The organism is Leptospira brenneri (assembly GCF_002812125.1).
GTDB lineage: Bacteria > Spirochaetota > Leptospiria > Leptospirales > Leptospiraceae > Leptospira_A > Leptospira_A brenneri.
In genome coordinates, this window is sequence record NZ_NPDQ01000006.1 from 235,910 (window position 1) to 249,920 (window position 14,011).

A 14,011-nucleotide genomic window follows, 5' to 3' on the forward strand; every position below is an offset into this window, starting at 1 on the left:
AAGTCGATTTCCTAGCATCGAGGAAGTGATTGTGCAACTCTACGGAGTCCGCGGCTCCATAGCGAGCCCCCTCCGCAACCAAGACTACCGCAAAAAAATTATCGATATTCTGGACCTCTATAGGCAAACGGGGGCTGGTGTATCGGCGGATGAATTTTGGCAAGACCTTCCTTATCATTTGAAATTTGTCACAGGATCAGACACAACTTGCGTTTCTGTCACCGATGATGAGGGTGAAGTTTACGTTTTGGACATGGGAACAGGCCTTCGGAATTTGGGGGATGAACTTGTTTCGGAATATCTGTCCGCTAAGCTAAAAAAGACAGTCTCTTTCTTTATCACTCATACCCACTGGGATCATATCCAGGGACTACCTTTTTTTAAACCGATTTATTTTCCCGACTTCCTTCTTAATTTTTATTCTCCGTATTCGGATCTGGAATCACGTCTTGAAAGACAACAAGAACCAGAATACTTTCCAGTCCCTTTGAGCGGGACCGGTTCTGCCAAAGAATTCAAACTTTTTTTTCCAGGGGATGTTCTTGAATTTCCTTCTGGAATGAAGGTAGAGTGTTACCCTTTGAAACACCCTGGTGGGTCTTTCGCGTATAAATTCACAAATCGTGCAGGTAAAATTTTTATTTTTGCAACGGACGCTGAATTTACGGGGGCCGATATGGACCTCATCCAAGAGAGCCATCCTTTTTTTGCCGATGCCGATTTGCTGATCCTAGACACCCAATATACGTTAGACGAATCATTTTCAAAGTTTGATTGGGGGCATACTGCTTACACTATGTCAGTGAACTGTGCTTCCTCTTGGAGAGTCAAAAATTTGGTTCTCACCCATCATGAGCCAAGTTACTCGGATGAAAAAATTTATGAAATTTATAACGATGCCAAACTCCACAAAGAACAGTTAGGCGAAAAAAAATTAAAAATTCATTTAGCAAGGGAAGGATTACGCTTCCATTTATAATTGTATGAACAAAGAAAAAACACTTCGAATCACTATTACTACTTTCTTTAGCATTGCACTCCTTGGGGGTTTCTTTTTTGGTTACATCCTTTCAGAGGTAAATAAAGGAAAGGAATTACAAAAGTTAGCATCTTACCAGCCGACAACTCCTACTAAACTATATGATTCGAATGGAGTTTTGTTTGCAGAACTTTACAGACACAAACAAGAATTACTAAAATACAGTGACATTCCTCCTCATGTGATCCATGCTTTTCTTTCCGTTGAGGATGATAACTTTTTCAATCACTTCGGGATTGATTTTTTAGCGATTGTTCGAGCGGCGATTAAAAACGTTTTTGCCGGACGGATTGTCCAAGGTGGATCTACGCTCACCCAGCAGTTGGCAAAAACGATTTTACAACAAAGGAAAAAAACCTTTGGTCGTAAATTCTTAGAAGCGTTATTAACCTTACAAATTGAACAAGAATACACCAAAGAAGAAATTTTAGAAATCTACTTTAATTTAATTTATTTGGGTCATGGAACTACAGGACTTTCTTCTGCGGCCAATGTTTACTTTCAAAAAGATGTAAGAGATTTAAGCATCGCAGAAGCGGCAATGCTTGCAAGACTTCCCAAAGCCCCCGTTACGTATTCACCATTCAAAAACCCGAAAGAAGCAAAACAGGCCCATATGGTGGTTCTAGGCCTTATGGCAAAAAATGGATTTATCCCTAAAGACCAAGTCCAAAAAATCCATGACGATTTTTGGGAAAGGTATTGGCCAGTTGTCATCACCCAATCCCCATCTCGTTCCACTTGGGGTGCCAAACTCAATCGAGCTCCGTATTTTACGGAGTGGGTTCGCCAAATCTTAGAAAAAGAACTTGGCGAAGAATCCTTGTATACTGGCGGGTTAAGAGTTTATACAACGATTGATGTAAGAAAACAAGAAATTGCTGAAGAAGAACTTAGAAAAGGACTGATTGAACAAGACAAATACGCTTTTGGAGCGAACTTTCGTTATGTGGGAAGGGCTGACCGTGGTCTAGTTTCTTTATACAATCTACTTGGTTCGATTTTTCCAGTAGGAGTTCCTTACGTAACTAGTTTGGATGACAGACAAGTATTTCGTCTTCATTTAGAAAAGGAAATGGCACCAGCTTTGGAGTTGTTAACTGATTTTACTCCTTCCGAAAATGAAAGTTCGGCAGTGAAAGAGTTCCAAAGATCCTCTCTTGTGTTTTCTTCCAACTTACACGTGGAAGGTGCCATTGTCACCATCGACCACCAAACAGGATATATCCAAACAATGGTTGGTGGATCTAGATTTTCTCCCAAAAATCAGTTCAATAGAGCTATGCAAGCAAGACGCCAAACTGGTTCTGCTTTCAAACCCTTTGTCTATGCTGCGGCCATCCAAAATAGGGCGGTTGGTTCCGGAACTGGGATTATGGATGCACCTCTTACAACAATCACCGAAGAAGGGGAAGGGTATTCTCCACAAGATATCTCAGGTGATTTTAGAGGGATGGTTCCACTTTCTCGTGCACTTTCTTTGTCTTTGAATATCGTATCGGTTCAGGTACTGATGAGAACGGGAACGGACGCTGTGATTGATTTTGCTTCTAAAGTGACAAAAGCTAATAAAGCTAGGTTCCCAACAGGCCCCGCTCTTGCTCTAGGTGTTGCAGAACTAACTCCTTATGAGATGGCTCTCGGTTACTCGATTTTGGCAAATAAGGGGAAAGATGTCATTCCGTTTAGTGTTCGTTATGTGCTAAATCAAAGTGGGACTGTTGTTTATAATAAGGAAAAGGAAGTCCAAGAAACCCTTGCCGAAGAGGCAAAAAATGGCACAATCCAAATCATTCCTGAAGCTACTGCATATATCATTAAACAAATGTTAATTGGCGTTGCCATGGGTGGAACACCAACACAAGCCCTTCGTGCTTCTGATAAAGGAAATTATAAGGGAGAATCTGGCGGAAAAACAGGATCCACTTCTTCTTATACAAATGTTTGGTATGCCGGATTTGATCCAAAATATACTTCCATTGTTTGGATGGGATTTGATAAATCTTCTTTGTCTTTAGGAAAAGGGGTCACTGCAGCAGGAGTTGCAGCACCGATTTGGGGAAAAATTTATTCGCGTTGGTACAATGAAGGCCCTTATCCCGTATTTTATCCCAATGGAAAAGCAGAAGAGATTCCTGCCGATGTGGTTAAGGGTGCCACTTGCGCATTTAACGGACTGAGTCCTGGACCTAATTGTCCTTTGACAGGGAATTTATTTCTAAAGCCGATTACCATCGCCGGTAGAACTCTGGCAGTTCCGGGAGGAAGGCAGTGTGACGGAGATCGCGATCACTATCGATCCATGGACCTAACGGATTTTCTCCAAAGAGAACTCGAAATCTCTGATGAGGAATTGAAGTAAGTTTTCTCTCAGTAACTCACCCACTAATGTAAGGTGCTCGCCAAAGTAAGTGGGTTATCTTTTTCCTTCGGTTTACTTAAGTAAGTAGCACACTAAAGTAAGTGAGAATCCTTTTCCTTTGGCTTACCTAAGTAAGTAGGGCACTAAAGAAAGGGACTCACCAAGGTAAGTTGGTTACCTTTTTCACCCGCTTGTAAAAGAAACTCACTCACCCCAATTTCACCATTTCTCCTAAAACCTAGACCCCTGGCCAGACCGGCCCTTCGTTTCTTTTTCTTTTTAGGCAATTTATTTCTTCTTCAACATTCTGCGTACTTTTTGGGCAGATTCCGTTTGTGCTTTTGTCCAAAAGGGCTCTCACTTGCCATTTCCCTGCCATTTTGTCTATTTTCGCTCTGGCACGATAGTTGCATCATTATGAGTGAACCGTTGGTTCGGAGGGAATATGAAAAAGGCAATTCTAACCATTCTAGTTTTGGCACTCACTGCTTCCATTTCTGCTGGAGAGTCTTCTTTAATGAATGAAGACCTTGATTCCCTGATCAACCAATACGACAAAGAAACTCTGACTGCTATTTCCAATGAACTTGTGAAACTCGCGAGTGAAGAGGAAGGAATGGGCGAATTTGATTTAGCTTCTGGACATTATTCCCGAGCGATCAAAATCAGAGAGGCGATTGGGATGAGCGAACATAAAAGTTTTGCATCCATTCAGTATCTTGCTAGTCTCGCACATTCAAAAGCTGGTAATTTTTGTGAAGCATCTCTTCACGCTAAAAAGGCGAGTGAAGGATTCCGCCAACACGGAGTGACTAAGTTCGAACAAAAAGCGACTGTTGAACAAAAAGAATACGCACGTGCTTGTGCGGTTGTCGCTTTTAGATAAACAATATGTAATGATTCTTTCTAGAGATGGTTACCCTTTTTTGATTCTTCTTCGAATCAATCCAACTTCACGTGGTTGTACACGTGGGGTTGGAATTCTTTTTTTCCGTATTTCAATTTAGCAATTTCAAACAAATTAGACTTTGTGTAGGGAAGGTCCGACTCCCAAGCAATTCCAAAGTCAGACTCTTTATAACCTGATTCATATTGTAAGGGAAAAAGAGATTTCCCATCATAAAAATATAACAATCTGTGATTTGCCGAACGATCTTTTGGTGAAGGTGTATTGGAACATGGGAATGCTTTTTTCCAGTCTTTATTGATTGTAGGATCAATGATTGCCTTTCCTTTCGATTGGCAATTAAATTCAGTAATCGAATCAGTTTTGAATAAAACCCAGTCCGTTGATTTTTCAAAACTTCCTTTTCCTTCTTTCCATTGGAATTCCGAATGATCTTCATAGACCTTCCACTCAGACCAAGTTTTTGTGAATTTAGAATTGGGTTGTAAATGGATGACTTCTTTCCAATAAAGATGATAGTCTTTGGATCCATAAGCAGATTTTTTTTCTGTTGGTCTTAGATAAAATCCAAGGGTAATTTTTTGGTCTCTCGGGAAATCGGAAGGAAGTGATCTGATCCAATCGATCTTCGGTGCACAGTTGGTATTGAGGAAGAGTAGAAAACCGGAAAGAATCAAAAGGATTCTTCCCGATCTTTCAAACGGTCTACTTTCCTGAAGTGAGGATTTAAAATTGGAAGTAGATAAAATCTTGTCCACCATCTCCAAAAATTCCGAGTAGAAGTAAGATGACTACTGCCAGGAAAGGAAGGAGGATATTTTGGTAAGGTTTGAGTTTTTCATACACAAAGTTTGAGTATTGGAACCAGTTGAACATTAGGCCAAGAGCAATAAAGGTAGGAAGTTCATCCACGCGACTTAAAGTTTCGCCGGTATTACGGAAGGTCAAAACACCTTTAAAAATTTCATAGGCTACATTCATCGATTCGTCTCCCCGTGCGGCAGCTCGGAAAAAAACGCCCGAAAAACAGAATATTACGAAAACAACTATGGTTCGTATGATCCCCACAAAAGGAAGGGTATCTGGAAGGAATTTTTTCTTTCCCCGGCCTAAATACAATGACCTTTCAATCCAAATCAAAGCACCTAAGTAAGCTCCCCAAAATACAAAGGCCCAGTTAGCGCCATGCCATAAACCACCAAGGCACATGGTAATGAATGAGTTTAAGTTGGAGCGAAAGATCGATCCTTTACTTCCACCAAGTGGGATATAAATATAATCCCTTAACCAAGAAGAAAGTGTGATATGCCATCTAGACCAAAGCTCTCGAAAGGATTGGGAAAAAAACGGTCCTTGGAAGTTTTCTGGAATTTCATAACCGAGGAGATTTGCTGAACCTCTAGCCATATCAGTGTATCCCGAAAAGTCACAATACACTTGTACGGCGAAGGCGAGAACACTAAAAAATATCGAAAAACTATCAAACTTGGCCGGATCCATAAAGATCGGAGAGATGATGGGAGAAATGTTTTCTGCAATGATTACCTTTTTAAAGAGACCACCAATGATGAGAAAAAGACCTTTTTTCATTCGGTCTGAATCGATGGTAGGGTGATCGAGTTGTGGAAGGAAATCTTGCGAACGCATGATTGGTCCCGCAATGAGTTGCGGGAAGAAAAGAATGAATAGAAAATAGTCCACTGCGGACATTCTTTTTTCTATAATTCCTCTATGAATATCCACTTGTACTGCAATGATTTGGAACGTATAAAAACTAATCGCTAAAGGTAAAAATATACTCCAAGACCCGGCTATTTCTTTAAAGGCTGGATAACCAGTGAGTGAAAATAGTGAACCCGTTACGAAGTAAAAGTATTTAAAGAAACCTAAGTTGATTAAGTTTAAAACAACAATGGCAAATAACAGATGGTTATGTGCTTCGCCTTTGTCTTTTTTTCGAAAAATCCATTCACTAAACCCATAGTTGACAAGGATAACTAAAAGGAAGTGAAACAAAAAAGGAAAACTGAAATATGCATAAAAAATTAAGGAAGAAATGACAAGTAATGGTTTTCTTCCTTTTTGTGGGATATTCCAGTAAATTAAATATGTAAAAGCAAAAAGAATTAAATAAGGAATCGAATTAAATAACATTGATTAGTTTGCCTTGAAATTATAGATCCCAAAGATAATGAAATTTAGAACTGGTTCCTGTTCCTAAAATTTTATCAGCAATTCCTAAAGAAAAAGGGTTTTTGGTGGTATCTGTTGCTTGATAGATATTCTCCACACGACCCTTTCCTCTTTGGTAAGTAATGACACGTGGATTTCCGTTACGATTGCCTTGAAATTTTGGATGTTGCATCAATTGATAAACAAAGTCATCGAAGTATCCGATAAAATCAATCATCCCTTCTTTTTTAGCTTGTTCCGCAGTGAAGATCCTTCCGTCGCAAATTTCTTTCAGTCGGCTTTCGCTTACGTTGGTTCTTCCTTTTTTGACAACTTCAAAGAAACGACCATACAAACTATCGATGATAGATTGGAGGATTTTTCTTTGTTCTGGGGTCATTTCAGTGATCGGAGAACCTAAAGCTTTGTTCGGACCAGAAGTAAAAGATTGGTCTTTTACACCGATTTTGTCTAGACCCTCTTTGACATTGAACCCAGACATGATGACTCCCACGGACCCAGTAACAGTTGTTGGGTGAGCACCAATGGCATCAGTCGCCATAGAGATGTAGTAGGCACCACTGGCAGCTGTATCCATAAATCCTGCAAATACAGGAATGGATTTTCTTGTTTTAAACTTTAAAACTTCTTGGTAAATGATATCACTCGCGGTAACGGTTCCACCAGGGGAATTGATTTTTAAAATCACACCCTTCACATCTGGATCTCTTTCTGCATACTTTAGAGATTCTTTGATCCGTGCGACCATGGACTCAGTAGGTGGTCCAAAAAAAGATTCTTTGGAATCGTCAGAAATCATTCCCTCAATGGAGATGATGACGATTTTTTCTTGATCCCTACCGGCGATCAGTTTCTCTTCGAAATCAGCCTTGCCACTTTGCGGTAACAAGTTCATACTGTTCCCAATGACACAAGATTCGGTAAAAAGAACCGAAAGCAGAACGACAAAAACGAAAAGAAAAGGCTTTCTTGAAGGCATACAAACCTTTCTAAGATGGCAAACTATGGCTTCAATCATTTTTGGGAGATAAATCTTGTACCAACTAAAAACAAAACAGTCCAGTTTTGAGACCCACCCAACAGGTGGCGGGCAATGGCTTGGTTTGCATCTCCTATCCCCGGTGGACGGAAAACCTGTTTCCGTGGTTTCGGGGCACAGGGCTCCTGACCCGTTTTTTGCTTCTGGCTCGTTTTTGATGTTTCCATGGGTGAATCGTTTGGAGCCGAATCCCTGGGCCCGAGAGCCATTTTACCCGAGTACCCACTGGCTCACAGATGGGAATGGAATCCCCTTACATGGGCTTTACCACAACCTTCCTAGGCACTTAGTAAAAGAAGAAATGAGTGATCATGAATCCTATGCCGAATTTGAAATGGAAATTCCCACAAATTGGAAGGGCAGTTTACTTTCTAAAATTCAAGTAAAAGAATGTTATCATCTTTTCCCTTCGGAGTTGAAGGTCATCTACAGATTAAAGAATGAATCTGATACAGACTTTCCTTTTGCACTAGGAATCCATCCGTACTTTCGTTGGAATGTGGATGAATCGATAGATGATTTATTTTTATTTGGTTCTGGATTTTATAAAGTGAAACTTGGAGACTACTTACTTCCAGAAAAAATTCAGAATGATGTGATTGTACTAAATTCAGAAGAAACACTTGTTGGAAAATATTTTGATGATCTTTATGCATCTATCGATGGAAAGGATTCTTATATCGGTATTTTTTCGATGAATAAAAAAGAAAAATTAATCATTCAAGGTGGTGATTTTTATCAAGTATATACACCACAAGATCGAAGGTCTATAGCGATTGAACCTATGACAGGCACTGGGAATTTTTTACATTTTCCTGGTGGTAATCCTAAAACTATAAGTGCAAAGACAGAAAAAGACATAGAATTTTCAATTCGACTGGATCGTTTTTAAAAATTTACAACTCTTTATCGAACAAACTGTCTAATGTAAGAGAGGTTAGACCAACAATGTCAGATGCACTAGTGAATACATGTAAACAAATCAGTAAAAATCTATTGGAGATCAAGTATTTCGCTGAAAAGAAAAACACTAGCAGAACCTCTGTTTACCGAGCTTTACAAGATAAAAAAATTAATGAAGTTGTTATTGGTAAAAACTCACGTTTTATCATTTTGGATGATTCTGCGAAGAAGTGGAAACCTGGTAGACAGTCCTAAATTCTAGTTCATTTGCTGAAAGATTTGGTTCTATCCATAGAGAATGGATGCCTGGATCTATTACATTCCAAATCTCATCAGGTACTTGATTTCGTAATGAATTTGGTAGGGTGAAGTTGAATCCTAAATAAGGTAATAGATATTCATCACTCTTAGTTTCTAGCAAATACCCAAGAAAACTATAATATACCTTCCCTAAGCTTTTGTCTTCGTGTTTGTCTCTTGTTTTGATGTACATTTCAGCAAACTTAGGGAAAGGAGCTTTGAATTCTTTTTTTGTGAATTGGTAGTTGATCGTTTTGAGATAACCGATGCGAAAATAGAGTTTGATTTCCCCATCATAAGTAAGAATATGCGAATTTGGTAATAATTTTGGATCTAGATCCAAATTCATGCTGATCTTTATAAATCCTAAATTCAACCAAACGATAGAAACAGGAGTTCTCCATAAACGATTCCAAAGTTTAAAAAAGAAGTTGGTATTCTTTTTTTTATTTTTAGAATCAATCTGATCCAGTAGAATTTCCGTTAGTTGGTGTTTTTTGTTTTGGTAATACCAGTTTGGCAAAAGAAATGCCACAAGTCCTTGCCAAAACGGAAGAGACAGTTTCAAATCAAGAATCAAACTAGATTTACCAAGAGGTAAAGGTGTCGATTTCCATTCCATCACGACCGCTGGACGAAAAAAAGAAAATCTTTGATCTTCCCATTCTAAACAGATTTGTTTCAACTCTGTCTCTGGCATAGGGAGATGCTCTAAAGAAATAGAGATGGGAAGTGTTTTTGGGAATTTCCGCATTTTTTATTCCAATCGGTCGATCTAAGATAACAAGATGACTGATTTAGCATTTGAGAACCAAAATTTTTTATGGGGAAATGAAGCAGGCCCCGTTCGTATCCTTTCCGAATACCTCCATCCAAAAACAGAATTCCAATCTCATGGAATCACAGACACCATTGTCGTATTTGGATCTGCAAGAATTCCTTCTCCAGAATCTCCAAAATCAAACCCACCAACACCTTTAGATGATTTGAGTTCTTATTATGCAGAGGCCACAACTTTTGCGAAATTGATTTCTGAGTGGGCAAAAACTTTAAAATCAGAACGCCCTGGCCGTAATCTCAATATATGCACTGGTGGGGGACCTGGAATTATGGAAGCGGGGAACCGCGGGGCAAGAGAAGCAGGAGCCAAGTCTGTGGCCCTCAACATTGTCCTCCCTCATGAACAACATGTGAATCCTTATGTGGATCCAGAACTTGCTTTCGAGTTTCATTATTTTTTTATGAGAAAACTTTGGTTTATGAAGGCTTGCCGCGGGATGATTGCCTTTCCCGGTGGATTTGGTACCTTTGATGAACTTTTCGAAACTCTGACTCTCGTCCAAACGGGAAAAAAATCTAAAATTCCGATTCTACTGTATGGGAAAGCGTTTTGGACTGAGGTCATCAATTTCAAAAAATTGGCAGAAATGCGACTGATTTCTGAGGGGGATTTAGATTTGTTTGGATTTGCGGACAGTCCTGAAGAAGCCCTTCGATTCTTTCAGGAAAAGATTCGTTTCGAATTGACCCAATCTACGGGTACAAAAACATAGCGAAACAAGGTAATAATTATGGCTAGAACATGTGTAGTAACCGGAAAAGGAACGACGGCAGGGAATAATGTTTCCCATTCTCATAAAAAGAACCGCCGTATCTGGAAGGTGAATGTGATCACAAAGAAAATCTTTTTGGAAGACGAGAACCGTTGGGTTCGCGTAAAGATTTCTACACGTGCTTTGCGAACTCTTCGTAAAAAAGGTTTGAAAGTGGCAATCAAAGACCACGGTGGCGATCTTGCTGCTATCACTCCTAAAAAATACGTAGGAATCACTCCAAAAGCACAACCAGCAGCTTAAATTTTTTTAAGTTCGCTTGTGGATTGAAACAATCCAAAAAAACACCCAAAGTCACCGAAGTCTACCGTCTCTTAGAGGCGGAGTTCGGTGTCGTAGAAACCCCCCTTCATTTTTCTAAACCCTACGAGCTTGCGATCGCTGTCATTTTAAGTGCACAGTGTACGGATGAACGAGTGAACACTGTCACACCTGAACTCTTTCGCACCTTTCCCACTCTCGAATCCTTTGCCAAAGCACCTCTTGCGGCCATAGAGAAAAAAATCTTCTCCACTGGGTTTTATAAAAATAAAGCCAAAAGCATCCAAGGTTTTGCTCGTATGGTTCTAGATCAGTTTGGTGGTGAGATTCCCAAAACGATGGAAGAGGCAATTAAACTTCCAGGGTTTGGAAGAAAAACCGCCAATGTTGTCCTTGCTGAAATTTATGGAGTGGTGGAAGGGTTTGTCGTCGACACTCATGTCAAACGACTCACCAAGCGTTTGGGTTTCACGAATAAAACTGATCCCGTACAAATTGAACGGGAAATGATGAAGATCACTCCTAAGGAGATTTGCCGAAACCTATCTCTGTACCTAATATTTCTCGGTCGTAAGAACTGCCAAGCCCGCCGGACATTTTGTTCGACTTGTCCTCTCGCTTCCCTATGTCCTTCGTTTTCGGAGTAGGTTTTTCTAATCCTTCTTCTGTTTCCGATTCTTTTCTTTGTTTCCAAGAACGATTACGATCTGTTAAGTTGATCGATTCTAATTTATAATCCAATCGAATTAGATTTCTTTTGCGGAAGAATAAGTTCAATGTTCCAAGCCTTCCATAATCTTTGGGGCATTCGATTTGATGGACATTGGAAAGATAACGAAATCGGCTTTGCGGTTTTCCTTCTACAAGGAGGAAGAGAGGAAGTTCTGGATGGTTTTGCCATGGAAGGAGGGGGATTTTGGTTTCATCATCGGCACTCACATAAACAATCCAACCATCATAGTCTTCTATATTTTTGACATCGATGAGTTCTTGGATGGAACCTAAACCTAGTTTCACGGGGCCATGGTTCATTTCTCTTGGTTTTCCGAGTGTGAATCCATCAAAAGGAAATTCTAATGGTTTGTCTTTCGGGGTAAAAGGATACAACATGTATCCTTTCCCTCGTTTTAAATCCAAATCCATCTTTTCTCGTTCTACAAATCCAAGAAGGGAACTTAAGCCTCCGCGGCCTTCCTCATCCATCCTTGTGAAGAGTTCTTTGTCACAATGGAAAAAAATACGAAGGGGGCGGTCTTCTAAACTGGGATGGGCTCCTGCCGTAGAGATGAGGAGAAAAATCCCGAATGTAATGCAAGATGAGAGGAATCTACCAAGAAAAGAAAGACGGATATTCATAAATTAAGACCTTGGTTCTAAGAACGGAAGAAATCGAATCAGAATGAACCAAAAAACCTTCCGTCTGTCTAATCTAAGGGTAGAAAGGATGCCATGAACTTCTTTAAAAACCTAATTCTCTACGCTAAAATGGTCAAATTTTCTCACACACTCTTTGCTCTCCCTTTTGCAGGGATTAGTTTCATCCTAGCTTACCTTGAATCCACCTTGGATACGGGAGACCTCCTTAGGATTGGGGCCCTTGTCCTTGTTTGTATGGTGAGTGCTCGAAGTGCTGCCATGGGATTCAACCGGTATGTAGATTCGGAAATTGATGAAAAGAACCCAAGAACACAAAATAGAGAGATCCCTTCTGGAAAAATCTCCAAACTTTCGGCTCTTCTTTTTATAGGACTTTCTTCCTTCATTTTTATCTTTGCCAGTTTCTTTGTTAATAAACTTGCTTTTCTGTTATCTTTCCCGGCTCTTTTTGTTTTATTTCTTTATTCACTGACCAAACGGTTTACTCTGTTTTGTCATTTGGTTTTGGGATTTGCCATTTCTCTTGCTCCCCTTGGTGCTTGGATTGCCATCACAGAAACTGTAAATTTGGTTCCCATTCTTTTTTCATTGGGTTTACTTTTTCATATTTCCGCCTTTGATGTGTTATATGCCATTCAAGATATGGACTTTGATGCGAAAGAAAACTTACATAGCATTCCTTCTCGTCTCGGTGAAACGAAGTCTCGGATGATTGCTGTGATTTTACATATTTTCTCTTTTGTATTTTTTATTTTTGCAGGGATTAGTGCAGGGCTTGGGGTGATGTATTTTCTCATCCTTTCTGTGATTGGAATTTTGGTTTTGTATGAACATAAAATTTCTTACGAGTACAAATCCAAAGATTTGCCGATGGTTTTTTACCAAATCAATTCTTGGATCAGTGTGGTTTTATTCCTTGCGATTCTTTTTGATAAGTGGAACGAATTTTTATTAAAAGTTTCTTCTGGAATTAGTTTTCGATGAAACTCGTTGTGGGTCTTGCGGGAGCTAGCGGCAGTATTTATGCAGCCAGGTTCCTTCGTGCTCTCTATGAATTAGAGGGCGAGACTTTTATTACAGCAAGTCCCGCTTCTTTACGTATTTTTTCCGAAGAGTACGAAACAAAGGTGGAGTCGGCAGAAGACATTTTATCTTTTGTAGAAACCAAATGGAAAACAAAACCCAAACACAAGTTTCATATACGTAATTTTTTTGATATTGGGTCTGACATTGCCAGTGGTTCCAACACTTGGGACGCGATGGTAGTGATTCCTTGTAGTATGAAAACTGTCGCTTCGATGTCAGCGGGTCTTACTGAAAACTTGATTGAAAGAGCGGCCGATGTCACTCTCAAAGAGAGAAGAAGACTTATCATTGTTCCCAGGGAAACACCTTACAATAGAATTCATTTAAAAAATCTTTTGGCACTAGATGAAGCGGGAGCGATCATCCTTCCCGCATCCCCAGGGTTTTACCAAATGCCAAAAACCTTAGACGATCTTGGAGATTTTATTGCTGGAAGGATCCTGAATCTAATAGGTGTGAACCAAACACTTTTTCCTAAGTGGTTGGGGTAAAATTCCGAAAGTAAGCAGTTGGTTTTCCATTTTCACCTAAGCATACGTAGGTGATGTCACTTTCAATGACAGCAGACATTTTTCCCGTTTGCGGATTGTTCGTGATGGCCAAAGTCCTCGATGTGACGGAAGATTTTCCGTATTTTACGATTTTTCCATAGATTTGAATGATGTCGCCAGCCCGGGCGGGGGAGCGAAATACCACATTGTCCATACTCATGGTGACAATATTGGTATAACGAATTTTATTCATCACATACATTGCCATCCCTTCGTCGATCCAGGAGAGCATTTTCCCCCCAAAAAGATTGTTATGGTAGTTCAAATCGTCTGGTTGCACCAGGTGTTGGGTGACCAGTTCCATATCTCGGAGTTTGTTCTGAATTGTATCGACCATAAATACCAAAAAATATGTTTTCGATTTATTCGATACCAAAAAC

General features: G+C 39.8%; 15 protein-coding genes. 10 read left to right on the forward strand and 5 right to left on the reverse strand.

What is annotated here, in order from left to right; translation table 11 throughout:
* The first annotated feature begins 25 nt into the window (after positions 1-25).
* The 3 genes from CH361_RS14185 (at position 26) to CH361_RS14195 (ending at position 4,287) form a co-directional block, all read left to right on the forward strand.
* Positions 26-979: an MBL fold metallo-hydrolase gene (locus tag CH361_RS14185; protein WP_208861447.1), complete on the forward strand. Its 954-nt coding sequence runs from the start codon at positions 26-28 to the stop codon at positions 977-979.
* Positions 980-983: 4 nt separating this feature from the next.
* The gene (locus CH361_RS14190; RefSeq protein ID WP_100791462.1) at positions 984-3,401 is read left to right on the forward strand and encodes a penicillin-binding protein 1A; all 2,418 of its coding nucleotides are present in this window, start codon (positions 984-986) and stop codon (positions 3,399-3,401) included.
* Between the two features lie 445 nt (positions 3,402-3,846).
* Positions 3,847-4,287, forward strand: coding sequence for a hypothetical protein (locus CH361_RS14195; RefSeq protein WP_100791463.1), 441 nt, complete (start codon positions 3,847-3,849; stop codon positions 4,285-4,287).
* A 56-nt stretch (positions 4,288-4,343) separates the two neighbouring features.
* On the opposite strand, the gene CH361_RS14200 is transcribed toward CH361_RS14195, so the two are convergent.
* From CH361_RS14200 to sppA, 3 genes are read right to left on the reverse strand one after another with little or no spacing between them, the layout of a single operon-like run.
* Positions 4,344-5,069, reverse strand: a complete 726-nt coding sequence (locus CH361_RS14200; protein WP_208861443.1) for a hypothetical protein — start codon at positions 5,067-5,069, stop codon at positions 4,344-4,346.
* A complete protein-coding gene (locus CH361_RS14205; protein ID WP_100791464.1) occupies positions 5,035-6,462 on the reverse strand; it encodes an MBOAT family O-acyltransferase in 1,428 nt (475 codons plus the stop codon). The genes CH361_RS14200 and CH361_RS14205 overlap by 35 nt, the downstream gene beginning before the upstream one ends.
* Before the next feature lie 19 nt (positions 6,463-6,481).
* Positions 6,482-7,480 (reverse strand): signal peptide peptidase SppA, encoded by a 999-nt coding sequence (gene sppA, locus CH361_RS14210; RefSeq protein ID WP_165782272.1) that lies wholly within the window; start codon positions 7,478-7,480, stop codon positions 6,482-6,484.
* Between the two features lie 55 nt (positions 7,481-7,535).
* Here sppA and CH361_RS14215 point away from each other — a divergent pair, with 55 nt between their 5' ends.
* Both CH361_RS14215 and CH361_RS14220 read left to right on the forward strand, forming a co-directional pair.
* Positions 7,536-8,432 carry an aldose 1-epimerase gene (locus tag CH361_RS14215; protein ID WP_100791465.1) on the forward strand — a complete coding sequence of 299 codons (897 nt, stop codon included), beginning with the start codon at positions 7,536-7,538 and terminating at the stop codon, positions 8,430-8,432.
* A gap of 56 nt (positions 8,433-8,488) precedes the next feature.
* On the forward strand, positions 8,489-8,698 hold the full coding sequence (locus tag CH361_RS14220; protein WP_004787737.1) for a hypothetical protein: 210 nt from the start codon (positions 8,489-8,491) through the stop codon (positions 8,696-8,698).
* On the opposite strand, the gene CH361_RS14225 is transcribed toward CH361_RS14220, so the two are convergent.
* Complete coding sequence (locus tag CH361_RS14225; protein WP_100791466.1) at positions 8,649-9,497, reverse strand: hypothetical protein; 849 nt, start codon at positions 9,495-9,497, stop codon at positions 8,649-8,651. The genes CH361_RS14220 and CH361_RS14225 overlap by 50 nt on opposite strands.
* Before the next feature lie 34 nt (positions 9,498-9,531).
* Between CH361_RS14225 and CH361_RS14230 the strand changes: the two genes are divergently transcribed.
* The 5 genes from CH361_RS14230 (at position 9,532) to CH361_RS14260 (ending at position 13,571) form a co-directional block, all read left to right on the forward strand.
* Complete coding sequence (locus CH361_RS14230) at positions 9,532-10,296, forward strand: LOG family protein (protein WP_100791467.1); 765 nt, start codon at positions 9,532-9,534, stop codon at positions 10,294-10,296.
* A gap of 18 nt (positions 10,297-10,314) precedes the next feature.
* Complete coding sequence (gene rpmB / locus CH361_RS14235) at positions 10,315-10,599, forward strand: 50S ribosomal protein L28 (protein WP_100791468.1); 285 nt, start codon at positions 10,315-10,317, stop codon at positions 10,597-10,599.
* A gap of 23 nt (positions 10,600-10,622) precedes the next feature.
* Positions 10,623-11,264 carry an endonuclease III domain-containing protein gene (locus tag CH361_RS14240; RefSeq protein WP_100791469.1) on the forward strand — a complete coding sequence of 214 codons (642 nt, stop codon included), beginning with the start codon at positions 10,623-10,625 and terminating at the stop codon, positions 11,262-11,264.
* Between the two features lie 802 nt (positions 11,265-12,066).
* The gene (locus tag CH361_RS14255; protein WP_100791472.1) at positions 12,067-12,978 is read left to right on the forward strand and encodes a UbiA-like polyprenyltransferase; all 912 of its coding nucleotides are present in this window, start codon (positions 12,067-12,069) and stop codon (positions 12,976-12,978) included.
* Positions 12,975-13,571, forward strand: coding sequence for a UbiX family flavin prenyltransferase (locus CH361_RS14260; protein WP_100791473.1), 597 nt, complete (start codon positions 12,975-12,977; stop codon positions 13,569-13,571). Before CH361_RS14255 ends, CH361_RS14260 begins: the two co-directional genes overlap by 4 nt.
* Here the strand turns inward: CH361_RS14260 and CH361_RS14265 are convergent.
* The gene (locus tag CH361_RS14265; protein ID WP_002973064.1) at positions 13,555-13,968 is read right to left on the reverse strand and encodes an acyl-CoA thioesterase; all 414 of its coding nucleotides are present in this window, start codon (positions 13,966-13,968) and stop codon (positions 13,555-13,557) included. The genes CH361_RS14260 and CH361_RS14265 overlap by 17 nt on opposite strands.
* Positions 13,969-14,011: the final 43 nt, after the last annotated feature.

What these genes read in the sequence shown, in the direction of transcription:
- CH361_RS14190 (WP_100791462.1), top strand. Translation starts at nt 984, where the DNA reads ATGAACAAAGAAAAAACACTTCGAATCACTATTACTACTTTCTTTAGC.
- CH361_RS14195 (WP_100791463.1), top strand. Translation starts at nt 3,847, where the DNA reads ATGAAAAAGGCAATTCTAACCATTCTAGTTTTGGCACTCACTGCTTCC.
- CH361_RS14200 (WP_208861443.1), bottom strand. Translation starts at nt 5,069, where the DNA reads ATGGTGGACAAGATTTTATCTACTTCCAATTTTAAATCCTCACTTCAG.
- CH361_RS14205 (WP_100791464.1), bottom strand. Translation starts at nt 6,462, where the DNA reads ATGTTATTTAATTCGATTCCTTATTTAATTCTTTTTGCTTTTACATAT.
- sppA (WP_165782272.1), bottom strand. Translation starts at nt 7,480, where the DNA reads ATGCCTTCAAGAAAGCCTTTTCTTTTCGTTTTTGTCGTTCTGCTTTCG.
- CH361_RS14220 (WP_004787737.1), top strand. Translation starts at nt 8,489, where the DNA reads ATGTCAGATGCACTAGTGAATACATGTAAACAAATCAGTAAAAATCTA.
- CH361_RS14225 (WP_100791466.1), bottom strand. Translation starts at nt 9,497, where the DNA reads ATGCGGAAATTCCCAAAAACACTTCCCATCTCTATTTCTTTAGAGCAT.
- CH361_RS14230 (WP_100791467.1), top strand. Translation starts at nt 9,532, where the DNA reads ATGACTGATTTAGCATTTGAGAACCAAAATTTTTTATGGGGAAATGAA.
- rpmB (WP_100791468.1), top strand. Translation starts at nt 10,315, where the DNA reads ATGGCTAGAACATGTGTAGTAACCGGAAAAGGAACGACGGCAGGGAAT.
- CH361_RS14255 (WP_100791472.1), top strand. Translation starts at nt 12,067, where the DNA reads ATGAACTTCTTTAAAAACCTAATTCTCTACGCTAAAATGGTCAAATTT.
- CH361_RS14260 (WP_100791473.1), top strand. Translation starts at nt 12,975, where the DNA reads ATGAAACTCGTTGTGGGTCTTGCGGGAGCTAGCGGCAGTATTTATGCA.
- CH361_RS14265 (WP_002973064.1), bottom strand. Translation starts at nt 13,968, where the DNA reads ATGGTCGATACAATTCAGAACAAACTCCGAGATATGGAACTGGTCACC.